The 24,837-nt window shown below is 36.8% G+C and carries 19 protein-coding genes; 11 read left to right on the top strand and 8 right to left on the bottom strand.

The features are described 5' to 3' along the window. Window positions 1-4: 4 nt before the first annotated feature. Window positions 5-2,260, bottom strand: a complete 2,256-nt coding sequence (locus R3X28_RS01945; RefSeq protein WP_317661994.1) for a gliding motility-associated C-terminal domain-containing protein — start codon at window positions 2,258-2,260, stop codon at window positions 5-7. A 268-nt stretch (window positions 2,261-2,528) separates the two neighbouring features. On the opposite strand from R3X28_RS01945, the gene R3X28_RS01940 reads away from it, so the two are divergent. Next, on the top strand, window positions 2,529-4,214 hold the full coding sequence (locus R3X28_RS01940; protein ID WP_154366094.1) for a glutamine--tRNA ligase/YqeY domain fusion protein: 1,686 nt from the start codon (window positions 2,529-2,531) through the stop codon (window positions 4,212-4,214). Between the two features lie 250 nt (window positions 4,215-4,464). Here the strand turns inward: R3X28_RS01940 and R3X28_RS01935 are convergent, their stop codons facing one another. Together R3X28_RS01935 and gltX are read right to left on the bottom strand one after the other, a co-directional pair. Then, window positions 4,465-5,391 (bottom strand): SPFH domain-containing protein, encoded by a 927-nt coding sequence (locus R3X28_RS01935; RefSeq protein ID WP_154366092.1) that lies wholly within the window; start codon window positions 5,389-5,391, stop codon window positions 4,465-4,467. An 87-nt stretch (window positions 5,392-5,478) separates the two neighbouring features. Beyond that, window positions 5,479-6,984, bottom strand: coding sequence for a glutamate--tRNA ligase (gltX, locus tag R3X28_RS01930; RefSeq protein ID WP_317661991.1), 1,506 nt, complete (start codon window positions 6,982-6,984; stop codon window positions 5,479-5,481). A 152-nt stretch (window positions 6,985-7,136) separates the two neighbouring features. On the opposite strand from gltX, the gene R3X28_RS01925 reads away from it, so the two are divergent. The 7 genes from R3X28_RS01925 to R3X28_RS01895 all read left to right on the top strand — a co-directional run bounded on the left by R3X28_RS01925 (window position 7,137) and on the right by R3X28_RS01895 (window position 15,631). Beyond that, the gene (locus R3X28_RS01925; RefSeq protein ID WP_317661989.1) at window positions 7,137-10,553 is read left to right on the top strand and encodes a hypothetical protein; all 3,417 of its coding nucleotides are present in this window, start codon (window positions 7,137-7,139) and stop codon (window positions 10,551-10,553) included. Further along, window positions 10,546-10,968: an rRNA maturation RNase YbeY gene (gene ybeY / locus R3X28_RS01920; RefSeq protein WP_317661987.1), complete on the top strand. Its 423-nt coding sequence runs from the start codon at window positions 10,546-10,548 to the stop codon at window positions 10,966-10,968. The genes R3X28_RS01925 and ybeY overlap by 8 nt, the downstream gene beginning before the upstream one ends. A 4-nt stretch (window positions 10,969-10,972) precedes the next feature. Beyond that, on the top strand, window positions 10,973-12,841 hold the full coding sequence (mnmG, locus tag R3X28_RS01915) for a tRNA uridine-5-carboxymethylaminomethyl(34) synthesis enzyme MnmG (protein WP_317661985.1): 1,869 nt from the start codon (window positions 10,973-10,975) through the stop codon (window positions 12,839-12,841). 125 nt (window positions 12,842-12,966) lie between these two features. Further along, window positions 12,967-13,314, top strand: coding sequence for a hypothetical protein (locus R3X28_RS01910; RefSeq protein WP_317661983.1), 348 nt, complete (start codon window positions 12,967-12,969; stop codon window positions 13,312-13,314). A gap of 129 nt (window positions 13,315-13,443) precedes the next feature. Further along, window positions 13,444-14,004: a hypothetical protein gene (locus R3X28_RS01905; RefSeq protein ID WP_154366080.1), complete on the top strand. Its 561-nt coding sequence runs from the start codon at window positions 13,444-13,446 to the stop codon at window positions 14,002-14,004. Then, entirely contained in the window at window positions 13,982-14,809 is an 828-nt protein-coding gene (locus R3X28_RS01900) for a class I SAM-dependent methyltransferase (RefSeq protein ID WP_317661981.1), read from the top strand. The genes R3X28_RS01905 and R3X28_RS01900 overlap by 23 nt, the downstream gene beginning before the upstream one ends. 315 nt (window positions 14,810-15,124) lie before the next feature. Beyond that, window positions 15,125-15,631 carry an OmpH family outer membrane protein gene (locus R3X28_RS01895; RefSeq protein ID WP_154366076.1) on the top strand — a complete coding sequence of 169 codons (507 nt, stop codon included), beginning with the start codon at window positions 15,125-15,127 and terminating at the stop codon, window positions 15,629-15,631. Window positions 15,632-15,686: 55 nt separating this feature from the next. On the opposite strand, the gene R3X28_RS01890 is transcribed toward R3X28_RS01895, so the two are convergent. Next, window positions 15,687-16,085 (bottom strand): DoxX family membrane protein, encoded by a 399-nt coding sequence (locus R3X28_RS01890; RefSeq protein ID WP_317661980.1) that lies wholly within the window; start codon window positions 16,083-16,085, stop codon window positions 15,687-15,689. An 11-nt stretch (window positions 16,086-16,096) separates the two neighbouring features. Next, window positions 16,097-17,266 (bottom strand): DNA polymerase III subunit delta', encoded by a 1,170-nt coding sequence (locus R3X28_RS01885; protein WP_317661979.1) that lies wholly within the window; start codon window positions 17,264-17,266, stop codon window positions 16,097-16,099. Window positions 17,267-17,403: 137 nt separating this feature from the next. Between R3X28_RS01885 and R3X28_RS01880 the strand changes: the two genes are divergently transcribed. From R3X28_RS01880 to R3X28_RS01870, 3 genes are all read left to right on the top strand, one after another. Then, window positions 17,404-18,597, top strand: a complete 1,194-nt coding sequence (locus R3X28_RS01880; protein ID WP_317661978.1) for a phosphoglycerate kinase — start codon at window positions 17,404-17,406, stop codon at window positions 18,595-18,597. A 115-nt stretch (window positions 18,598-18,712) separates the two neighbouring features. Then, window positions 18,713-20,356 (top strand): LysM peptidoglycan-binding domain-containing protein, encoded by a 1,644-nt coding sequence (locus R3X28_RS01875; RefSeq protein ID WP_317661977.1) that lies wholly within the window; start codon window positions 18,713-18,715, stop codon window positions 20,354-20,356. Between the two features lie 13 nt (window positions 20,357-20,369). Then, a complete protein-coding gene (locus tag R3X28_RS01870; RefSeq protein ID WP_154366066.1) occupies window positions 20,370-21,362 on the top strand; it encodes a DUF4837 family protein in 993 nt (330 codons plus the stop codon). A 70-nt stretch (window positions 21,363-21,432) separates the two neighbouring features. Here R3X28_RS01870 and R3X28_RS01865 read toward each other — a convergent pair whose 3' ends face one another. The 3 genes from R3X28_RS01865 to R3X28_RS01855 form a co-directional block, all read right to left on the bottom strand. Continuing rightward, the gene (locus tag R3X28_RS01865; protein WP_179955071.1) at window positions 21,433-21,609 is read right to left on the bottom strand and encodes a DUF6747 family protein; all 177 of its coding nucleotides are present in this window, start codon (window positions 21,607-21,609) and stop codon (window positions 21,433-21,435) included. A gap of 244 nt (window positions 21,610-21,853) precedes the next feature. Then, window positions 21,854-22,024, bottom strand: coding sequence for a DUF6747 family protein (locus R3X28_RS01860; RefSeq protein ID WP_179955070.1), 171 nt, complete (start codon window positions 22,022-22,024; stop codon window positions 21,854-21,856). A 190-nt stretch (window positions 22,025-22,214) separates the two neighbouring features. Continuing rightward, window positions 22,215-24,686 carry an OmpA family protein gene (locus R3X28_RS01855; protein WP_317661976.1) on the bottom strand — a complete coding sequence of 824 codons (2,472 nt, stop codon included), beginning with the start codon at window positions 24,684-24,686 and terminating at the stop codon, window positions 22,215-22,217. Window positions 24,687-24,837: the final 151 nt, after the last annotated feature.

The following is a 24,837-nucleotide window of genomic DNA, read 5'->3' as shown; positions in this document are numbered from 1 at the left end:
TAATTTATCTAATTACAGTTATGGTACCTTGTTTCAAGATTCCCTGGGCATTACGTATTTTGTAATAGAATACCATGTTTTGCTTTGGAAATGCTTGTGAAGAGGATGGCCATGAATTTTTATAATCATATTCATTCAAAAGCTCCTCTCCTTTTTCGTTATAAATGATAACGTTAACGTCTGATTTATTTGAATACGAATTAGGAATTACCCATTGGTCGTTTATACCGTCGCCATTTGGACTGATAACATTGGGAATCTTAAAGGTATCTAATAGGGTAACGTTAATTTGTCTTATTATTTCACAATTATCGATATTTGCGATAAGTGTGTAGGTTCCTTCTTCGCTTACTGTCACTGAAGAAAGGGAACTTAGTTCATTATTTGCGGCATCGTACCAACGGTAAGCGGTACCACCACTTGCAGTAATAGTTCTTGAAGTGCCTTCTGGCAATACAACATCACCTTCAGGGTCTAAAGAGATCAAGGATTCGTCGAGCGATGAAATTGTAATTTCATTGGAGTTCAAAGAACAACCGTTTCTTTCCAAAACCAATCGGTATATACCAATGTCGTTTATATCAAATGAACTGTCTGTGGTATTTACCGTAACCCCATCTTTTTGCCACTCAAAGGATTCACTTGTAAGATCGGTAGTGGTACTAAGGGTTACTGTGTCCGATGAACTACAATACACGGCACTAGTACTTTCGATGGTCAAAATTTCAGATGTTAGGAGTTGTACCGGTAATGTATTACTGGTTGCCGTATAGGTTGAAATGCTTCCATCTACCGAATAATCCCCGTTTTCAGTCGTATCGGTTAAACTGATTGAATTACTGGTGGCTCCGGCTATATTCGATCCGTTCAATTTCCATTGAAAATTAAAATCAGAAAGTATATCAGCTGTTACATCAATAGTGGTTGCATCGGATAAAATAGCATTTATGGTTTGTATTTGAACTACCATATCGGTTGATTCACAAGCAATATAACTAGAGGCATAATCCGTAATGATCTCAAAAGAATCCGGAACAATAATAGTTGTGGTTTCAGAATTCTTAATGGTACCTGGACAAGTGCCCCCACCTTGGGTTACCTCTACATAATAGGTGCCCTCTTGATTGGTACTGAGGGTAGCATTGGTTTCGCCAGTTATTTCGGTACCATTCCTGTACCATTTGTACGTTGGGGATATGGCAGAGGTGGTAACACTCAAATTTTTCGTTTGGGTTGGTAATAGTACTAGATTCTCTTCATTTTCCCTTGTAACGGTAAAATCATCTGCATTTGAAAATGTAATGGAGGCAGAGCGTTCATTGCATATAGAGCTGGAAGAAATTTCAATTTGATAATCCCCGGCAAAATCGGCATTGTTGGAATCAACGGTATATGTTGATGAGGTGGCCCCGGCAATCTGGACGCCGTCTTTGAACCAAATATAATTCCATGAGGGATCTGTGGTATTGATACTTAATGTTTCCGTTTCACCGGCACATAGTATATTTTTAGATGGTGGATTAATGAAAATACCTTCACCACCTGAGCCTATGGTAACATCAACAATGTTAGAGTCCGTATTTGCAGAACCCGAACATGCATTACCATAATCAATAATGGCATAGTACATTCCTGAACTACTAACAGTTAAAGTATGTCCTGTTTCTCCGGTAATGGGGCTGCCGCTCATATACCATATATACTGATAGGTATCTGGATTGGCAACATTGTCTACTTGTAGGGTAATAGGCCCTGTTGAACATACCATTCCCGGTGGCACGCCACTGCCATCGTCACTGATATTTATATTATTGGTAACATCCATATAATACATGGCATAAGCGGTAGAGGCGCTACTAGTATAAGCGGGGTCTGTAGACCGAACCCTCATTTTAAAACCATCTCCCCTTGTATCTGTAGGAATAGCGAATTCCGCATCGAATTCTTTTGAAGTATTACTGTTTTGATCACCTACCCTTGTTAGTTCAACAGGATTGGTAAAATCACCATCCTTATCGGATAGCTCCAGGATAAATTCATTACCACTATTTGCGGTACCAGCCCAGGATATATTAACATAATACTGGTTAAAACCACCAACACCTGCGCATATGGCGGTCCATGCATCATTACCTGACAAATTTGGATTGTCGGCGGCTTCAGGTGCATTGACAAGAATTTGTGCTGAGAGTTGGTTAAAACCAAATAGCATAAAAGCGATTAGAATAAGACGGGCATGAAAATTTAATGTAGATTTCATAAGTAGTGCTTTTTAAATATCAATAATTTACCGTCTGACTGGGTTGATTTGGGGTTCATTTTTAAGGATTTACAGTTGGGTATGCTGTATTTCCATTTTATTGTGTTAGTATTCAAAAACAAATATTAAACTTATTAACAGTGTAAAAAATATATTGTTGTGCTGCATACTATTTATGTTGTGAAATCCTACTATTTGTATGCTAGGGCATTTAATAGCCTGTAATCCCTGCAATTTTGCTACATTTGCTCTGCTTAAAATAAGTCAGATGAGTGAAGCGTCAAAATCATTGAATTTCATTGAACATATAATAGAGGAGGACCTTAATAACGGTTTTTCAAAGGATAAATTGCGATTTCGTTTTCCGCCGGAGCCAAATGGTTATTTGCATATAGGTCATGCCAGTTCAATTTGTCTCAATTTCGGATTGGGAATACGTTATAATGCTCCGGTTAACTTGAGGTTTGATGATACCAATCCAGTAAAGGAGGAACAAGAGTTTGTAGATGCAATAAAAAGGGATGTTGAATGGTTAGGTTTCCAGTGGGATACCGAACGGTATGCTTCCGATTATTTTCAGCAACTATATGATTGGGCCGTTTTGTTGATTGAAAAAGGAAAGGCATATGTAGACAGTCAATCTTCAGAAGAAATGGCCGATCAAAAAGGCACACCGACCGAACCGGGTTCACCAAGCCCTTATCGTGACCGAACCGTAGAAGAGAATTTAGAGTTGTTCGAATCTATGAAAAGGGGTGATTTTAAGGAGGGTACACATGTACTTCGTGCTAAGATAGACATGTCATCTTCGAATATGCTGATGCGTGATCCCATTATGTATCGAATTCTTCATAAGGCTCACCATAGAACAAATACCGATTGGTGTATTTATCCGATGTATGATTGGACACATGGGGAAAGTGATTATATTGAGCAGGTTTCACATTCAATATGTACATTGGAGTTTTTACCACATCGTGAATTATATGATTGGTTTTTAGACCAAGTTTATGATAAGAAATCGGTAAGGCCCAAACAACGGGAATTTGCAAGACGAAACTTAAGCCATACTATTGTTAGTAAGCGTAAACTGTTGAAGTTGGTAGAGGAAAACGTTGTTAACGGTTGGGATGATCCAAGAATGCCAACGATTTCCGGACTTCGACGTAGGGGATATACTCCAGAGGCCATTCGTAATTTTGCTGATACTATAGGTATAGCCAAAAGGGAAAATTTAATAGATGTTTCTTTACTGGAGTTTCATGTACGTGAACATTTGAACAAGGTGGCACCTAGGGTTATGGGCGTCTTGGATCCTGTGAAAGTTGTTATTACGAATTATCCTGAAAACGAAGAAGAATGGTTAGAAGCTGAGAATAATCCTGAAGATGAAAATGCAGGATCAAGGCAAGTTCCATTTTCTAGGGAAATCTATATTGAAAAGAATGATTTCAGGGAAGAGGCCAATCGTAAGTTTTTTAGATTGAAACTTGGGGGTGAGGTACGGTTGAAAAATGCCTACATCATAAAAGCGGAAAGCTGTACCAAGGATGCAGACGGGAACATTACCGAAATACAATGTACGTATGATCCTAAAAGTAAAAGTGGAAGTGGTTCGGAAGAAAGTCTACGGAAAGTAAAAGGTACTTTACATTGGGTTTCCATTAAACATGCTTTGGAGGCCGAGGTTCGTGTTTATGATCGTTTGTTCTTGGATGAAAGCCCGGATACCCATAAGGATAAAGATTTTATGGAATTCATAAATCCTGATGCTTTGAAAATAATCAAGGGTTATTTAGAGCCAAGTCTTAAATCAGCTAAAATTGAAGATCGGGTACAATTTCAAAGATTGGGGTATTTCTGTGTGGATCAAGATTCTACTCCTGAAAAATTGGTTTTTAATAAAACGGTCGGTTTAAGGGACACTTGGGCGAAAATCCAACAGAACAACTAGTATCGATATTCTTGATCAAATATAATATATCAATCGGTATTATCTATTTAAAAAGCCTCTTTTAATTGTGTTCTAAGGCATTTTTTAAAATGGACAATATAAGAGCTAGGTCTTGTATTAGAAGTGTTCTTAAATCTTCTTACAATCAAGAATTATGATTTAATGGCCTAAAAAGATACCAATAAGAATATTTTACATAAAAAAACCACTTATAGCTTATAAGTGGTTTTCTTTTTTATTTGAAGTAAATTTATTTTTCTTTTTTGGTGTTCGTCTTTTTCATTTGTTCCCCTATCATGTTACTTGCAGTAAATGAGGCGACCATATTATTCAACATATCACTACCTGCTTGTGGTGAATTCGGAAGAAGGATTAAATTGGTGTTGGTTTCCTCACCGATAGATTGTAACGTATCATAGTGCTGGGTTACGACAATTAGGGCAGAGGCTTCTTGGGAATTTATTCCAACCTTGTTCAAAACCTCAACGGATTCTTCCAAACCTCGTGCGATTTCCCTACGTTGATCTGCAATACCCTGTCCTTGTAATCTTTTACTTTCTGCCTCGGCTTTTGCTTTTTCTACTATAAGGATCCTTGCGGCATCACCTTCGAACTGGGCCGCAATTTTTTCTCGTTCAGAGGCATTAATTCGGTTCATTGCCGCTTTTACCTGGGCATCAGGATCAATATCGGTGACTAAGGTCTTTATGATGTCGTACCCATAGTTGATCATAGCATCCTGTAACTCAGCTTTAACGGCAATGGCTATGTCGTCTTTTTTTACGAAGACATCATCTAATTTCATTTTAGGGACTTCGGCACGAACTACGTCGAATACATAGGATGTAATTTGATCATGGGGATATTCCAATTTATAAAAAGCTTCGTATACTTTTTCTTTGATGACTACATATTGTACAGAGACTTTCAATTTTACAAAAACATCATCCAAAGTTTTGGTTTCGACAATAACATCGAGCTGTTGGATTTTTAACCCAACACGGGCAGCAATACGCTGAACGAACGGTATTTTAAATTGAATACCAGAGTGCCGAACACTTGTAAACTTTCCAAAAGTTTCAATGAGAACTGCGGTTTGTTGTTTTACGATAAATATTCCTGAGGCAATGGTTACCAATAAAAAAAGGAATAAGGGAATTAATAGATAGTCACCCATAATACATATGATTTTGTTAGTTTATGAATTTACGAAAAGACTTTTTTATATACGTATGAAAATGTGTCGTTTTGTTACAAGATAGGTTTAAAGTCGGTTTAACGCATTTTCGATTCTATCTATAGTTTCTTTAGAACCTATCATTTCCAGAATATCGAATATGTGGGGACCTTTCATTCCTCCAACGATAATTAAACGAAGGGGAGGCATTACTTTACCAAAAGAAAGTTCTTTGTCGGTAATCCATTGTTTTACTATGGTCTCTATATTTTCGGATGAAAAATCCTTAATATCTTTCAATACGGATTTTAATTCTGTTAGTATGGACGGAGTGTCTTCTTTCCATTGTTTACGTACCGCTTTTTCATCGTAAACCTTTGGCGCTTCAAAAAAGTAGTCACTTAATTCCCAGAAATCAGAGACGAAATCTGCCCGTTCTTTTATTAGTGCCACTACTTTTTCTAGATATGTGATATCCGGAAAAGATACTGGAATTTCACGTTTGGTTAGGTCAGCTGCGAATAAAGTAGCTAATTCTTCATTAGTCTTGTTCTGCAGGTATTGGTGATTATACCATTTGTTTTTTTCTGGATCAAAACGTGCGCCTGATTTGTTCACACGGTCTAAACTAAAGTTAGCTATAAGTTCTTCTAGACTGAATATTTCTTGTTCAGTGCCCGGGTTCCAACCCAATAGGGCCAAAAAGTTAACAACGGCTTCGGGGAAGAAACCTGCTTCACGATAGCCTTGGGATTCATTCCAATTAAGGGGAAATACGGGAAAACCAAGTTTTTCTCCGTCTCGCTTGCTTAATTTACCTTTGCCTACCGGTTTCATGATTAAAGGTAAATGTGCGAATTCCGGTGTTTCCCAATTAAAGGCTTTATATAATAGTTGGTGCAGGGCCAAAGACGGAAGCCATTCCTCACCACGAATTACATGTGTAATTTGCATTAGGTGGTCATCAACTATATTGGCTAGATGATAAGTTGGCATACCATCACTTTTAAAAAGTACCTTATCATCTAATATGTTGGTGTCTATTTCAATGTCTCCCCTGATGATATCCTCTAAATGTAATTTTTGATCTTGTGGTGTAAAAAAGCGGATTACGTAGTCTTCACCAGAATCAATCCTCCTTTGGGTTTCCTCTTTACTCAAAGAGAGCGAATTTTTTAATTTTAGACGATTGTGCCAATTATAAATAAAGGTTTTTCCCTTAGCTTCATGATCTTTTCTATGGGCATCCAACTCTTCTGCAGTATCGAATGCATAATAGGCGTGACAATTATTGATTAGGGTTTCGGCGTATTCCTTATAAAGATGCTTTCTTTCACTTTGACGGTAGGGACCAAAACTTTTGTCTTTTCCAGGGCCTTCATCAAACGATAACCCACACCACTGAAGGGAATCTATAATATATTTTTCTGCACCCTCTACGTATCGGTTTTGATCGGTATCCTCTATACGTAGTATAAAATCACCTTTATGCTGTTTGGCGAACAAATAATTGAAAAGGGCAGTTCGTACACCACCGATATGTAAAGGCCCGGTTGGACTTGGAGCAAATCTAACTCTTACTTTCTTACTCATATAATCGTTTCTATTTTAGCAAAGATAGGGGATTAGCGGTATGAACCAAAGGAAGAATTATAGTGATAGATACGTTATGGAGGGGTGTTTTAACAAGATTTTGATGTTGAAGTACAAGAGATCATTTATCTTGGTATAAAATACGTTATATTTTGAAGGCTTACGATGACATAATTGATAAATTAAATCACTTCACTAGAAAGTATTATTCTAAGATGTTGATTAAAGGAATTCTTCTTTTTTTAACACTAGGAATGATTTTTACGTTCTTTATCGTTGGAATTGAATATCTTCTTTGGTTGGGCAATACATGGAGAATGTTGCTTTTCTTTTGTCTACTGTTGTTAACACTGGTGCTCTTTTATAAATTTATTGTAGTCCCAATACTATTTTTATTTCGGTTAAAAAGAGGACTAACATATAAAGAAGCTTCACGGCTTATTGGTGCTCATTTTCCAGATGTTGCTGATAAATTGTACAATCTTTTCGATCTTACCGAAAGTAAATACCAATCGGAATTATTACTAGCTAGTATTGAACAACGTAGTAATGATTTAGGCAATATACCTTTCGTCAAGGCTATAGATTATATGGATATTTTTAAATATGCACGCTATCTGTTGATTCCGATTCTTGTTTTTATAGCTATTTATATTTCAGGTAACTTGAACTCTTTTTTTAGTTCTTATAATAGGGTACTCAATTATGACGTGGCCTATGCACCCCCAGCTCCATTTACGTTTCATTTGCTTAATAATGACTTGAAGGCTTTGGAGGATAAATCGTATACGATTCAGGTTACTACTCTTGGAAGTGTTTGTCCGGACGTTGCATACATTGATATTAATGGTAAGGAGTTAATTCTTCAAAAAGAAGATGATATATTCTCTTATACTTTTTCCCCGCCACTTCAAGATTCGTATTTTCAATTTGTATCTGGTAATATAAAGTCAGAAAAATATCAATTAGAGGTTGTAGATATACCTTCGATACAGAGTTTTGAAATGAAATTGGTTTTTCCTGGGTATCTAAAAAGGGAAAACGAAATTTTAAGGAGTACCGGTAGTGCATTTGTACCTGAAGGAACAGAAGTCACATGGAATATTAAAGGGGAAAATACGGGTGCAATACATCTGGTCGATAAAGATACCGTATGGAATTTTTCTGAAAATTCTAGAACATTTACTTTATCAAAATCTATTCTATTTTCATATGATTACCAAATTACCGCTTCAAATGACAATGTAAAGGATTATGAAAAATTGGATTATAGCTTTACGGTTATCAAAGATGCCTTTCCGACTATAAAAGTTCAACAAGTTTTGGATTCACTTAATCCTAACACTTCATACTATGTTGGGGAATCAACTGATGATTACGGATTACGTTCTATTACATTAGTGTGTTATGATATTGAACAACCTGAAAGTAAACAGGTTATAAATTTGCTTAAACCCAATTCAAACTATAGTCAATTTTATTACACCTTCCCATCAGGATTGGTTGTCAATGAGAATGTGGATTATGAATTTTATTTTCAAGCTAATGATAATGATGGAATTAATGGAAGTAAGGGTGTTAAAAGTAAAATTTTCAGAAGTAGGTTGTTGAATGAAAATGAATTGATAAATAAAGATCTTCAGAACCGTGAGGCTATTATTAAGAATATGGATCGTTCATTGGATAAACTTGCGGAACAGGATAAAGAATTGGATAAAATTAATAGGGCACAGAAGGAAAAGAAAGAATTGAACTTCAATGATCAAAATGAGATTAAGAACTTCTTAAAGAAACAAAAGGTTCAGGAAGAACTAATGCAGAATTATAGCAAACAGCTTCAAGAGAGTTTAAAGAAAACAGATAGTGAAGATGAAAATAGTAAATTATTGCAAGAACGGTTGGAAAGACAGGAGATTGAAGCAAGAAAAAATGAAAAACTCCTAGATGAGCTTAATAAAATTGCTGATAAAATAGATAAGGAAGAATTAAGTAAACGATTGGATGAACTAGGGAAAAAGCAACAAAATAGTAAACGAAATTTAGAACAACTTCTAGAATTGACCAAGAGATATTATGTAACTGAAAAGGTTGCGCAAATGGCTAATGAATTAAAAAAGCTTGCAGAAAAGCAAGAATTATTAGCTAACAAACCGAAGACAAAAGAAGATAGTAAAGATCAAGAAAAACTCAATGAAGATTTTGACGATTTTACAAAGGAATTTAAAGAATTACAAAAGGATAATGATCGGTTAAAAAAGCCTATTGATTTGAATTATGATTCTAAAAAAGAAGAAGCTATTAAAGAAGATCAAAAATCAATAGTACAGGATTTTAATGAAACGCAATCTTTAGATTCTAATAAAGATGAACAGGATTCTAAATCAAACTTTGATAAAATCGGTAAAAAACAAAAATCTGCTTCTGATAAAATGAAGGAAATGGCGGAGAAATTAGAAAGCTCGGCTTCTGATGGAGGAGGTTCTACAATTACAGAAGATGCTGAAATGCTTAGGCAAATACTCGATAATCTCGTGATATTTTCTTTTAACCAAGAAAAATTGTTCGACGACTTGGAAGAAACTGATTTAGATGTTGCAAATTTTTCAAAATCGGTTAGGGATCAAATGGAATTACGGAGCTTGTTTGAGCATGTTGATGATAGTCTTTTTGCTTTGTCTTTGAGAAGGGCTGAACTTTCTGAGTATGTTAACGAGCAGATAACGGAGGTTTATTACAACATAGACAAATCATTAGAGAGTATTGCGGATAATCAAATGTACCAGGGTGTATCTTATCAAAAATATGTTTTGAATGCTAGTAATGGATTAGCGGATTTTCTTGCTAATATTTTGGATAATATGCAGCAAAGTATGCAGGCCGGCTCAGGTTCAGGCAAAGGTGAGCCAGGTTTTCAATTACCTGATATAATTAAAGGTCAAGGAGAATTAAAAGAAAAAATGGAGGGTATGGGAGATGATAAAAGTGGACAGGCCCAAGGCGAAGGAAAAGAACAAAAAGGGGAAAATGCTCAAAAAGGTCAAGGGGAAGAAGGAAATGCAGGTGGTGATACTAAGGGCAAAGGCGATAAAAAGAACTCTAGAGGCAAAGATGATACTAATGGCAATGAAGGGGTTAATGGAATTGGTGAGGAAGAACTTAAAGAAATATACGAGATATATAAACAACAGCAAATGCTCCGTAATCAATTGGAGGATGAACTAAAGGAGATGATAGATTCGGATGAAAGGAAACTAGGCGAAAAGTTGATAAAACAAATGGAAGATTTTGAGAACGATTTGCTTGAAAACGGTATCACCAAACGTACAGTAAGTAAAGTTAATAATATAGAACACGAGTTATTGAAATTGGAAAACGCAACTTTATCCAAAGGCCGAAAATCGGAGCGGGAAAGTAGTACCAATCTTGATTTATTTAGGAATCCAATTTTGTCCAAGCCTGCAATACTTGATGGATACAAAAACAACATTGAAATATTAAATAGGCAAGCGTTACCTTTGCGTCAAAATTATCAAATTAAAGTTAAAGATTATTTTGAACGGAATGATTGAATTTTTTTATGAACTTGATTTTGGATTGGATAAAGAAGAATATTATATCCATTGGTTAAATAGGGTTTTAGTTTCAGAAGGTTTCGTGTTGGGTGATTTAAATTATATTTTTTGTGATGATACCTATTTACTGGAAATCAACAAGAAGTACTTATATCATGATACATTTACTGATATTATAACTTTTGATTATACCGAGAGTAATGTTCTTAATGGGGATATTTTTATATCCATTGAAAGGGTTAGGGAGAATGCAGGTAAGTTCAAGAAAGATTTCGGCAATGAACTTTTACGAGTTATGTCTCATGGTATTTTGCACCTGATGGATTATAATGATAAAACACAGGAGGAGGTTTTGGTGATGAGAGCAAAGGAAGAAGAAAAAATTAAAATGTTCCACGTGGAACAATTATAGAATTATGTTTGGAGAAGTATACGATGTTATTGTTGTAGGTGGTGGTCATGCCGGGGCAGAAGCTGCTGCTGCAGCTGCTAATATGGGTTCAAAAACCCTACTGGCAACAATGAATTTGCAAACTATTGGGCAAATGAGTTGTAATCCTGCTATGGGCGGTATAGCAAAAGGACAAATTGTAAGGGAGATCGATGCGCTTGGTGGTTATTCAGGGATCATAACCGACAAATCTGCCATTCAATTTAAGATGTTGAACAAATCCAAAGGACCGGCGATGTGGAGTCCTAGGGCGCAAAGTGATAGAATGCGTTTTGCTGAAGAATGGAGATTAGCATTGGAAAGAACATCTAATGTTGATTTCTACCAGGAAATGATCAGTGGTTTAATTATACGAAATCATAAAGTAGTCGGTGTAAAGACTTCCCTTGGAATCGAAATCAAAGCAAAATCAGTTGTATTGACCAATGGAACTTTCTTAAACGGTTTAATACATATTGGAGATAAACAATTTGGTGGGGGAAGAGCAGGTGAAAAAGCCGCAACAGGGATTACTGAACAGTTGACCACCTTGGGTTTTGAAAGTGGTAGAATGAAAACTGGGACACCACCAAGGGTTGATGGGCGTTCATTGGATTATTCTAAAATGATCGTTCAACCTGGGGATAAAATTCCTGAAAAATTTTCTTATTTAGATACGCCTGTTCTTACCAAACAGAGGGATTGTCATATGAGTCACACCAGTGAACAAGTACATGATTTGTTACGTGAGGGATTTGATAGGTCCCCTATGTTCAATGGTAGGATTAAAAGTATTGGTCCGCGATATTGTCCATCAATAGAAGATAAAATAAATCGTTTCGCGGATAAGGATAGTCATCAATTATTTGTTGAACCGGAAGGATGGGATACCGTAGAGGTTTATGTAAATGGCTTTTCTACTTCCTTACCTGAAGACGTGCAATTTAAGGCTTTACGTTCCGTAGTCGGATTCGAGAATGTCAAATTCTTTAGACCTGGATATGCTATAGAGTATGATTATTTTCCACCCACTCAATTGAAGCATACTTTAGAAACCAAATTGGTGGAAAACCTTTATTTTGCCGGTCAAATAAATGGCACAACTGGTTATGAGGAGGCTGCCTCCCAAGGCTTGATGGCTGGTGTAAATGCTCATTTAAAGATTAATGGCAAGGATCCTTTTATCCTAAAACGAGACGAGGCGTATATAGGGGTTCTTATAGATGATCTGATTACTAAAGGCACGGAAGAACCCTATCGCATGTTCACATCAAGGGCGGAATACAGAACGCTTTTACGACAAGATAATGCAGATTTGAGATTAACTCCTAAAGGTTTTGAGATTGGATTGGCAGATAAAAGTAGAATGGAACGTATGGAAGAGAAGGAAAGAAAATCAGCTGATTTCGTTTCTTTTTTCAAGAATACGAGTGTACTTCCAGAAGATATTAATCCTATATTGGATAGTGTTGATTCTGCTTTGGTAAAGCAATCGGATAAAATGTTCAAAGCTTTTTCTAGACCAAAGGTAACCATGGATCACATGTTACAATTATCATCAGTTGCCCAATTTGTTGACCAAAATAATTTAGGTCGTGAGGAGATGGAACAAGCAGAAATCCAAATTAAATATGCGGGCTATATAGAAAAAGAAAAGAATAATGCCGATAAATTGCACCGTTTGGAAAATGTCAAAATCCCTGAAAATTTCGACTATTCAAAACTTAAATCCTTGTCGTTTGAAGCCCGCGAGAAATTAGAGCGTATTAAGCCGGTAACGATTTCACAAGCTTCTCGAATCAGCGGAGTTTCACCTTCCGATATAAGTGTCCTTTTGGTTTATATGGGGCGATGATACGATCACTTTTTTTCAAACAAAAAAAACCACAGACAATTGTTGTTTTGGGAATTGTAATGCTACTGCTTGGGTTATTTATGTCTTTTGACGACATGGGTACATTAAGTCAAAGTTTTGCGTTAATGTTTATTTCAATGGTGCTGTTGGGGTATTCAATTTCATTTGAAATTCGAAAGGATTTTAAAAATTATAAGCACTATAGATTATTGGGTTTTACTATTTTTAAAAGTAAACTAAAGATTTCCTTTCCTGAATATTTGATTGTGTTCTCTGCACGACATAAACAAGGTACGGAATGGGGTTCTGTTGCTGCTTTGGGCAAACAACGTTCCGGGGATGATTTTGTAATACGATTTTTTAAAGGAGTATCCCATTTTACATTATTCAGAACTATTTCTTATCAATTGGCCAAGGATAGGGCTATGGAGTTGTCTGAATTTCTTGGGGTGGAAATTAAAGGAAAAATTTGAATTGTTCCACGTGGAACATCATACGCGAACCGCTTCATTATAGAATCTATTGTATTGATTTTCCCCTAATATTTTTTATAAAATGGCTTGATTGTTGTGGCGTTAGGTTATAATCCAAACCATATTTTCATGAGAATTGTTGTATCGGCTGTAGTTGCTGTTTTTCTTTTCAACTCTTGCATACCATTACGAATTGCCCCCGATATCCATGATTATAAAATCACGAAAGGGAAATCTTTTAAAAAAGGCTTGCCCAAACGAGAAATGTTCGTTTTTGAAGACCCTAAAGAAGCAGATGGGTTTTATGATTATGTGAATATAAAATTTCAACTGAATAATGAAAATGTTTACGATGACGTTCCTTTTGAAATAAATACTCAAACATATTTCTTTTCTTTTTATGAGGTAGAGATTCCTGATAAGACCATTAATTTATTTCCTGCAGTCCTTGATGTTTTCGTAAATGCCGCTCTAGGAAATGAAGATGTGGAACCTATTTTTTCAGATGATGAAAACGGTGTAACCAGAAACGGTCATTGGTATATTGCTATAGAAGCATATAGTGACTATGAAAAGGATTGCTTAAAGGTAGGCTCACTTTCACGGGAAGTAGTTTTAAACTACCTTAGGGCTCTCAAAAAAGAATATATTTCTACCCACAACTATAATGAAACCGTATTTAAAAATTAAGGATCATTCCGTATCCGGTGAAAGTTTTGAACTCGAATTTGATACCTCTTTAGATATGTTGTCAACGAGACCACAACCTGAAGATCTAGACAAATATTACATTAGTGAGGATTATATTTCCCACACAGATTCTAACAAAACTGTAATCGATAAGCTATATCAAATCATAAAGAGATATAGTCTAAGAAAAAAAGAACGACTGATTTCAAAATATGTGGTAGGTGAAAAAACACTTTTAGATGTTGGGGCGGGTACAGGTGATTTTCTCCTGGAAACAAAAAATAGGAGTTGGGTAGTTGAAGGCGTTGAACCGAATAGGGGAGCTAAGGATCGGGCTAATGCAAAAGGAATAATTCTACATGAAACCCTTCAATCCATAAAGAACAAAAAATATTCGATAATTACCTTATGGCATGTTTTGGAACATTTGCCAAATCTAGAATTACAAATTAAAGATTTGGTTTCATTACTTAATGACAACGGAACCCTTGTGGTGGCCGTACCGAATTTCAAATCATACGATGCAGGGCATTATAAGGAGTTTTGGGCAGCTTATGATGTTCCTCGCCATCTTTGGCATTTTTCAAAATCATCTATCGAAAAACTTTTTGCCGCACAGGGAATGAAAGTGGTGGAAATAAAACCGATGGTATTTGACTCGTTCTACGTTTCATTGTTATCCGAAAAATATAAGTCGGGCCATACTAATTTTGTAAAGGCTTTTGCGGTTGGTTTGTGGTCTAATTTAAAAGGTTGGCGCACTAAAGAGTATTCTTCCCATATTTATATTCTAAAGAGAGCATAAAACCGATTTTAAGGCGCTCTAACGACTTTTCGATCTCTAAAGGGTAATATGTATTGCGGATTTTAAAAAACACCCTGAAATTAGTTTGTATTTCACCAAATATAATAGATATTGTTAATTGCAATAGATTAACAGAATAGATATTGTCTATAGCATATAAAAACAGGTTTTTAGGGTTCATTTTATAACCGACGGGCATAGTTATCATCAAGACATAAATAGTGCAATAAAAGTAAAAGTTCTAAAAAGCTTTCCTATTTTTGCCCAATTCGAAAAAGTAAGTTTTTCTGAAAAACGGAATTTAAAACATAAGAAATGAAGAAATTAGTATTGGCCGCTATTGTTTTGGTCATGGTATCGTGTCAACAAGAAAAAATCGGATTTGTAGACAACGTAAAGTTGATGGAGGATTATCAGGAAAGATCTGATGTTGAAGCCAAATACAAAACCAAATTGGAAACTTTCGGGAAAAAGAAAGATAGTATAACCCAAGCTTTTCAATTAGAGGCACAGGCCTTCCAGGTAAAAGCACAGAAAATGTCGCAGCAGAAAGCGCAGGAAGAGTATGGGGTTTTTCAGCAAAAGGGACAGTTTATCGGCCAACAATTGCAACAAGAGGAACAGCAACTACAAATTGCGGGTCAGACCGAAATGGACAGTTTGGTCAACAAAGTAAAAGACGAAATCAAAGCCTATGGTAAAGCTAATGCCTATTCCTATATTCTAGGAGGAGGTGATGGTGGCAGTGTGCTATACGGTAAAGAAGCAAATGATCTTACGGAAGAAATCACTAAGATCCTAAATGACAAGTATAAAAAATAGGACTGTTCAAGTCTAATGAAGAAACCCTGACCATTTGGTCGGGGTTTTTTTATGCTCAAGATTGAAGCAAGAAAACCAGGAAAATAGCTGGTATAAAATAGACCGCAATGGTTTTGGCTCCTTCATAGTCCTTCGCAATTCGTTGACCAAAAAGCAACATCAACAAAACTATACATGATAGTATGGCGCCATATAATGCAAACGAACTGTCCCCGCTATTTATAATTTGAAAAACCCCTATACAGCAAAAAATCCCTGCGAGTATCTCCAAAAACAAAATAATACCCAATAACAACGGGACAGTATTTTTTAAGGGCGTTTTCTCAAAATGACCTTTTAACCAAGATAGATTGCCGTTCCAGTCCATTAATTTATCCAATCCACTTTGAATAAAGGTGATTATCAAAAAAAACAGAAGAAGAAGTTCGGTACTTTGGGTGATTAAGGTTGCCATATAAAAACGGTTTAAGGTTGGTTCTGTAAAGGGGTTTCTTTAGTATGGAGTAAACGGGTCAATTTAATGGATAGGTCGGTAAAGATGATTTTCGCATTACCGTTTCTCTCGATATGATAAATGGCATCTTCCAATTCAGAGACGATATTTAGGATATTGTTCTCATGTACGAACGGAGCGAATTTCTCCATTTTAAATCCGTCTACGTGCATGCGCATGAATGCCAATTCCTTTACATTATAATTTATGAGCATGGCCTGGCGCATGACCGTGATACAATATTGGAGAAATTTCTTTTGGGTTTCCCTACCGGTCTTAGCCACTTCTTCTGCCCACAAGATCAATTCATGTATAACCGTCTTGTTGCCCCTGGCTTTGAATGCACTGCGTACCCATTGTACAAACCATTTTTCAAAGACAAGATCCTCTGAATCCTTGTTCATTAAATCTAAGGCCTTGTTAAAGTTACCATCTGCTTCTAAAGCCAACCTAAGTGCCTCTTCACGCTCTAACCCCTTGTTCTCAAGACCTTTGGCAATAGATTCTTCGGCCAAGGGAGGAAATTGTAAAATCTGACATCGTGATCGTATGGTCTGTATGATCTGATCTTCATTTTGAGCGACCAGAAGAAAAACGGTTTTTTCAGGAGGTTCTTCAATAAGCTTTAAAAGTTTATTGGCCGAAGCGGTGTTCATTTTTTCCGCCATCCAAATAAGCATCACTTTGTAGCCTCCTTCGTAAGATTTCAATGATAATTTTTTAACAATGTCGTAAGCCTCGTCAACCCCGATCTGTCCTTGTTTTTTTTCTATCCCTATCAATCTATACCAGTCAAAAAGGTTACCGTAGGGTTGTTCCCTCACAAATTCCCGCCATTCTTCCATATAATGGTTACTTACGGCATGGCTTTTTACCTTATCCGAATTTGCTACCGGAAACGCAAAATGCATATCGGGGTGCGAAAGAGAATCACATTTAATGTTACAAGCCTGGTTCTCCCCATTGTTTTCTGCATCCTGGTTGCCACAGATTATATATTGCGCATAGGCCAAAGCCATTGGCAAGGTGCCGGAACCCTCAGGGCCCACAAATAATTGTGCGTGGGGAATTCGACCGGCGTTGGCACTCATTGCCAAGTGTTTTTTGATATGGGTAAGTCCTAAAATTTCCTTGAAAAGCATGGTTCAAAGATAGTTCTTTTGCCTAAGTAAATAAATGCAACGAAACACGTGAAATTATGGTGTCCTATTTTTTTTAAGAACCTTATAAATCTTTACCTTTGCCATTCGTTAAAAGCATACTACTAAAGCATACTACTATGATGACCATCGACGATTTTAATTTTGAAAAGAAAAAAGCATTGATACGTGTAGATTTCAACGTACCCTTGGATGAGGATTTCAATGTAACCGATACCAATAGGATCGAAGCAGCAAAGCCAACGATTATCAAAGTCTTGGAAGATGGAGGTAGTGCTGTGCTTATGAGCCATTTGGGTAGACCAAAAGGCCAAAGAAACGATGCAATGTCACTAAAACATATCTGCGCCAAGGTTTCGGATATAATCGGTGTGCAGGTTAAGTTCGTTGATGATTGTGTTGGTGAAGAGGCTGAAAAAGCCGTTGCTGAATTAAAAGAGGGTGAAGTTCTTTTGTTGGAAAATTTACGTTTTTACGATGAAGAAACCTCCGGGGATGTTGACTTTGCGGAAAAGCTTTCCAAATTAGGTGATATTTATGTGAATGACGCTTTCGGTACCGCTCATAGGGCCCATGCATCAACTACAATCGTTGCCCAATTCTTTCCAGGGCAAAAATGCTTTGGCTATTTATTGGCTAAAGAAATAAAATCTATTGAAAAAGTGATGCGAACTGGGGAAAAACCGGTTTTGGCCATTTTAGGTGGGGCAAAGGTTTCTTCAAAAATCACCATTATAGAAAATATTTTGGACAAGGTAGACCACTTGATCATTGGTGGGGGTATGACCTATACTTTCGTTAAGGCACAAGGGGGGACCATTGGGGATTCTATCTGTGAGGATGATAAAATGGACCTTGCTTTAAGCATATTGGAACAAGCGAAAGCAAAAGGGGTCCAAGTACATATTCCAGTAGATGTTGTTGCAGCCAATGACTTTAGTAACGATGCCGATACACAAATAGTCGATGTAGATAAGATTCCTGATGGATGGCAAGGATTGGATGCCGGACCTAAGACCTTGGAAATTTTCAAGGAAGTTATATTGAAGAGCAAAACCATTCTTTGGAACGGACCTGTTGGGGTTTTTGAAATGGAAAGTTTTGCGAAAGGAACGATAAGCGTTGGCAACTTTATAGATGAAGCAACCCAAAAAGGGGCGTTTTCACTTGTAGGTGGTGGTGATTCCGTTGCGGCCGTTAAACAATTCGGTTTTCAGGATAAAGTAAGTTACGTATCCACTGGTGGTGGTGCTATGCTAGAAAGCCTAGAGGGTAAGACCTTACCTGGAATCGCCGCAATATTAGAAGGGTAAGCGCGTTATCGATTAACGGAATGCGCGGTAACAATCCATACTTTAAGGTTTAAAATTTTATTCTTTCAAAAAAAAATGCGATTTTCGTTAGTTCCCTTTAACTAAAGAAATTCCTATGCATTTATATAAATTTGGACGATTAAGTTTTATTTTGGTTCTTTTTGCCAATATTTCGGTATTTGCACAAGAAGTAAAAGAGGTTCAAAAAGAACACATCAAAGTCATTAAGGCCAAGGATATTCCTTTGGATACCCTTGCTCTTGATATGCAGGGCATTGAGAAGATGGATGAGCTGGAGTCTTCAAGTGACCTAAACGACAATTCCTTACCGATCGTTACCATTGGGGATAAGAAAACCTATGATCTAAAGGATTTAAAGATCGCCTCTACATACGATAGTCTTTGGATGAAAGAGCTGTATGAGAATGCAGCACTTTACGATGAGATGTATGAAACGGTATTGGAGATAGATACCGCAGAGGTTGTCGACAACACATTGAATACCGATACCCTTAAATTAAGATTACAGCGGTTAAACCAGAAAACACCTTTCAACGTTGCCTACAATCCATCTTTGGAGAAAGTGATCAATTCATTTTTGGTACGTAAGCGAGGTCTTATAGAAAGGATGTTGACGGTAAGTCAGTTTTATTTCCCGATGTTCGAGGAGCAATTGGATAAATATGACATTCCGTTGGAAATGAAATATTTGGCCATTGTAGAATCTGCCTTGAACCCAAGGGCCAGGTCGCGGGTAGGGGCAACGGGTCTTTGGCAATTCATGTACGGTACGGGAAAAATGTACAAACTCGATGTGAGCAGTTATGTAGATGAGCGTCGTGACCCTATTAAATCCACTGAAGCGGCATGTAAATATTTATCTAAATTATATGGGATATTCGAGGATTGGGATTTGGCACTTGCAGCTTATAATTCCGGTCCTGGAAATGTGAACAAGGCCATTCGAAGATCAGGTGGGTATAAGAACTACTGGAACATAAGAAGAAACCTCCCACGAGAAACTGCGGGTTATGTACCGGCATTTTTGGCCACAATGTATTTGTTGGAATATGCCGATGAACATGGATTAAAAGGGAAAAAAGTTGACCGCACGTATTTCGAAACGGATACAGTACATATAAAAAGCCTGATTTCCTTTGACCAAATTTCGGAATTGGTCGGTATTGGAGTAGAGGAATTAAAGGTGTTGAATCCTGCTTATAAGCTCGATATTATTCCTCATGTAGAAGGAAAAGAATATACACTTAGATTGCCTATTACAGAAATGGGAAAGTTCGTAGCGAACGAAGAGGCTATTTACGCCCATGTAAAAGAACAATTTAAAAGTAAGGAATCCCCTTTGCCTCAATTGGTAAAGACAGACGATCGTATTCGCTATAAAGTGCGCAGTGGGGATTATTTGGGTAAAATCGCGGCCAGATATGGGGTCGGGGTTAGCCAGATCAAACGATGGAACGGTTTAAGGAGCAATAATTTAAGGATTGGCCAGCGACTGACCATATTCACCAGGAATCCGGTTTCCGCCTCTAAAACGGCTTCAAAAAGCCCTCAAACGGTAGCCAGTACCACAAATTTACCAGCATCAAAAATACATACTGTAAAAAGCGGTGACTCGCTTTGGACCATTTCGAGAAAATATCCGGGAATTAGTATCGAAAATTTACGGGAATGGAACGGTATTAGTGGTAATAATCTAAAACCAGGCACAAAATTGAAACTGTGCAATTGTTCATCGTAAACCAATAACACACATGAAACATTTTAAGTTGCTATTTGTTCTTTTCTTTGTAATCGTCGTTTCCTGCAAAGAAAGTGGAACAAAGAATTATTTGCCTAGCTCTATTGGAGCCTATAACTCGTTGATAGTAGTCATAGACAATGAGACATGGAAATCCAAAGTAGGCGATACGGTAAGAGAGTATTTTGCCGCATCGTCCTTAGGTCTGACAATGGAGGAACCTATTTTTACAATAACCCAGATTCCACCAGAAGTATTCTCAGGGGCCGTTCGCAATAGTAGAAATGTACTTTATGTTCAAAAAGACACCTTGAATTTGGCCCATATCAAAAGTGATATGTATTCCAAGCCACAGAAAGTGGCCGTTATCAAGGGAACTACCGATGATGAGATTATGGCCAATATTGCGCGTAAGGCACCGGAAATTATCGAAACGTTCAAAGGGTTAGAGATCAATGAGGCCCAACACCGATTTCTTAAATCCTTGAACAAGGAAAAGGACCTTCAGGATAAATTCGGGATTAGTTTAAATATCCCTTCAGTATATAAGGTTGTAAAGACCGAGGACAATTTTGTTTGGTACGAAAGACAGATACAGAAAGGAACAATGAACATCATAGCCTATACCATGCCTTGGGATAGCTTTGTTTCAGATTCAACTTTTGTAAAAGATATTGTTCGTATGAGGGATTCTATAGGTGACCTGTATATTCCCGGACCGGATGTTCCCGGTAAAAAGACCAGTATGCGAACCGAACCTGCTTTTTCACCTGCCATTTTCCCTGCTGAGATTGCAGGTAAAAAAGCTGCGGAGATCAGAGGATTGTGGGATATTAAGAATTACCCTATGGCCGGACCGTTCTTATCTTATATAATCAATGATAAGGAGCATAACCGTAAAATGGTAATTGAAGGATTTACTTTTGCGCCTTCCACCGAAAAAAGGGACTATATGTTCGAATTGGAAGCGATAATGAAGACTTTTCATTTTATAGAAGAAAAGTAAATAGTGCCAACAATAAATAAAAAGCCCCGTAGAGTAATTCTACGGGGCTTTTTGATTTTAGATCCATTACTTATAAATTACTGAAATTGAATCCTGTTGACACCCTAAATACTAAAGCATAAATTGCCATTACGATCAACGCGAAACAAAACCACGAAAATGCTTTAAAATATTTTTTAAAGAACATGCTCGTCCAGTTTTTAAATGCTTCCAAATAAATCTCCTTCAAAAGTAATAATTTGCTCATACGCCCATTGGTTTTAATTAGTAATGGCGCTAAAATCATTTTTTTTGCCTCGGGTTGAAAATAAATGGGGTGAAATACATATTATTTAGACAACGTTTAGGAACAAATTATAATTGATCTATAAAAAGCTGTTTTATGCGATGAAACGCTCGTTTAAGTTTTTTGACAATGAATGGCCGTGAAATAAAAAACGCCCTTAAAAGGGCGAATTCGTTGGTTAGGTTGGTTATGATATTCAATAAGCTCAATCGAACGCAAATCCTGTGGATATCCTAAATAAGAAGGCATAAAGCACTAGAATATAACTGGCGATACAAAACCATGAAAATGCCTTGAAGTATGATTTGACAAATGCATGACCTAAATTTCTAAAGGCTTCTAAATAAATTTCCTTGATCAATAAAACGTTTTTCATGTTGATTGGTTTAGGTTAAATAAAGATTGTTAGGGGTTTATATAACAGACAATCAGGTGATTAAGTGCGTTGAAGGGGTCGTTTTGTTGTAAATGGACTCTATAATGTTGTGAATATGGCTTAAGGACATAAAAAAAGCGATGACCATTATCGACCATCGCTTGTGAAATTTTCTGATTTTGGGGTTTAATTACATGTCCACTATTATAAATTCGGATCTACGGTTAAGGAGGTGGTCGGTTTCGGAACAAGGTACCGTACCATCACATTCATTGATCAATCTTTCTTCACCATACCCTATGGCGCTTTCAATCCTGTCCGCATCAATACCCTTGGAGATTATATAATCCCTGGTAGACTTGGCACGTTTGTCAGATAAATACTTGTTGTAAGCACGCTTACCTCTAGAGTCGGTATGTGATTCTATTTTAATGACCATTTTAGGATATTCGGTCATCACTTGAACAAGTTTGTCAAGTTCTTTGGCCGCATCTTTCCTAATATAGGATTTGTCGAAATCAAAGTAGATCATTTCGGTTTTCAGCTTACGAATTCCATCCTCAACCGCTATCATTTCTTTTAACCTACGCAATGCGATTTCGGTATTGATTACTTCGTTTTCCTTGGTCGAAACTGCAATTTCCTCATCAAAGAAATCACTTACAGTAGTTTTAATGGTATACTTGGTGTCACCTTCAAGGTCTTCGAAAATGAAGCTACCTTGATCATCGGTCACCATTTCTTTCATTTTGATATTGTTTTCATCCAATAAGGTTATCATCGTTTTTGGCATACGTTCACCTGTTATCAAATCGGTAACCACACCGGCGATGGCATTTTTACTTTCAGGGACTTCTTCAACGATTAGGCGTTTAAAGGAATAGAGGTCATCATCGCCTTGACCTCCTTTTCTATTGGAAGCGAAAAAACCTTTTTGGCCCTCTTTATTTACAATAAAAGAAAAATCATCTTTGTTGCTATTTATGGGTTGGCCTAGATTCCTAGCCTCTAAAAAACCACCATCTTCGGCTATGGTCGCTTCAAAAATATCCAATCCGCCAAGGCCTACATGACCATCGGATGAGAAATATATTTTTTCGTTGTTCACAAAAGGAAACATTTCCTTTCTTTCGGTATTTATTTCGGGCCCCAAGTTTCGTGGTTCTGAAAAATTACCGTCTTCCAATACATCCACAACAAAAATGTCGGTTTGGCCGATACTTCCTGGCATATCGGATACGAAATACAATTTTTTGCCATCAGGACTTAACGCTGGGTGTCCTGTGGAATAACTGTCACTGTTGAAAGGAACTTCGGTGGCTTCTGTCCATTCCCCATTGACTTTCTTGGATCTATAAATTTTCAGGTGGTTAATGCCTTTTTTGTCCCTTTTCAATTTTTTGCCATAGTTATTTCTGGTGAAATACATGGTTTCATTGTCGGGTGAAAAAGTAACCGAAGCCTCGTGGTATTTTGTATTGACCTCTTTAGAGAATTTTACGGCATTTTTTAATTCTTGTGATTCGTCATTTAGTTTGGCCGCATAAAGATCTAAATAAGGCTGGTCGTTCCATTTATATTTTCTTGTAGCGAATATTGACGTATCATTCGCAGAAGCATAAACTATTTGATCTTCGTTATAATACATTGGACCGAACTCTGAATATTTGGAGTTTATCGTAAGATTGTGAATATCAATATTCTGTATTTTATTCGTTAATTGATCCAATTTTACTTCGTTGGGCAATGCTTTTTTGGACAATGCGTCGGTAATGGAAGCATTTGGATCCTTAATTTTTCGATTATATAATCGCATTAAGCGCTTAGATCTTGCGTATTTTCCGGTACCTTTAAGTGAATGGGCATATTTGAAAATATTGTCCGCGGACATTTGTTTCCCATATTTTTTATATAAAATGTTGTACCAGTGATAGGCCTTTTCCATATCGGTATTGAAATAATGTGCATCACCTACCTTTTGTATGACATCGAAAGAGTAGTTTTTCTCATCCTTGCTGAGGGCCTTTTCATATAGTTCAGCTGCTTCCGCATACCACATTTTATCAAAATAACTATCAGCTTTTTGAATCAATTTAGTTTTGTTAACGGGATTGTTGTCGTTGGCTGCGTCAATTATCTTGGAGCTATCTAACATATCGTATGTCACTTCTTCCAAAGCCAAGGGTTCGGTATCATGGTTTTTTTTTGAAGAAGAACTATTTAGAATCCAAATAGAGTCTTTATTATGGCCTTTCAAATATGTATTTCCTGCATCAAGGGCACTTTGCCTATTAGTATAACGTCCCAAATGCACATAATACATATGTTCTTGGGTATTGTGTATAACACCCGAATCAAAACCTTCTTTTATATATTTTGTGGCGGTTTGGTTCGCATAATTACCTGTTTCAGCAGAGGCGGAAATAATGTAGAAACCATCTTCTATATCCAAATTGGTTAATTCTCTTATTGGAATGCCTGTTGGTGCTTTGGCCTGATCTAGATTTCCAGAACTGCTGTAATCTTGATTTTCAACTGTATTTTCAATAGGGTAGGTACTATCAACTTGTGTTATTTCTTTTGTGGGGGAGATTTGCGCTATTAGTCCATAAGAGAAAAACAGCAATAAGAGAATGGAAATATTTTGAATTTGGAATTTCATGATAGCAAAACTAGAGTTGGTCTTAATTAGGCCTGGTCGTTATCTTATTTAACATCTTTGTAGATTATCCCAGAATGTATTAATTACCGAAACTAGGTGTTCTTTGCTTCTGGAAATATTTTTTGTTGTGAAATGAAGTGTTTATGTCGTG

Origin of the sequence: Maribacter sp. TH_r10 (assembly GCF_033101095.1) — a bacterium.
Classification (GTDB): domain Bacteria; phylum Bacteroidota; class Bacteroidia; order Flavobacteriales; family Flavobacteriaceae; genus Maribacter_A; species Maribacter_A luteus.
Note: the sequence above shows the minus strand (reverse complement) of the source record. Positions and strands in the feature narration are given on the sequence as shown.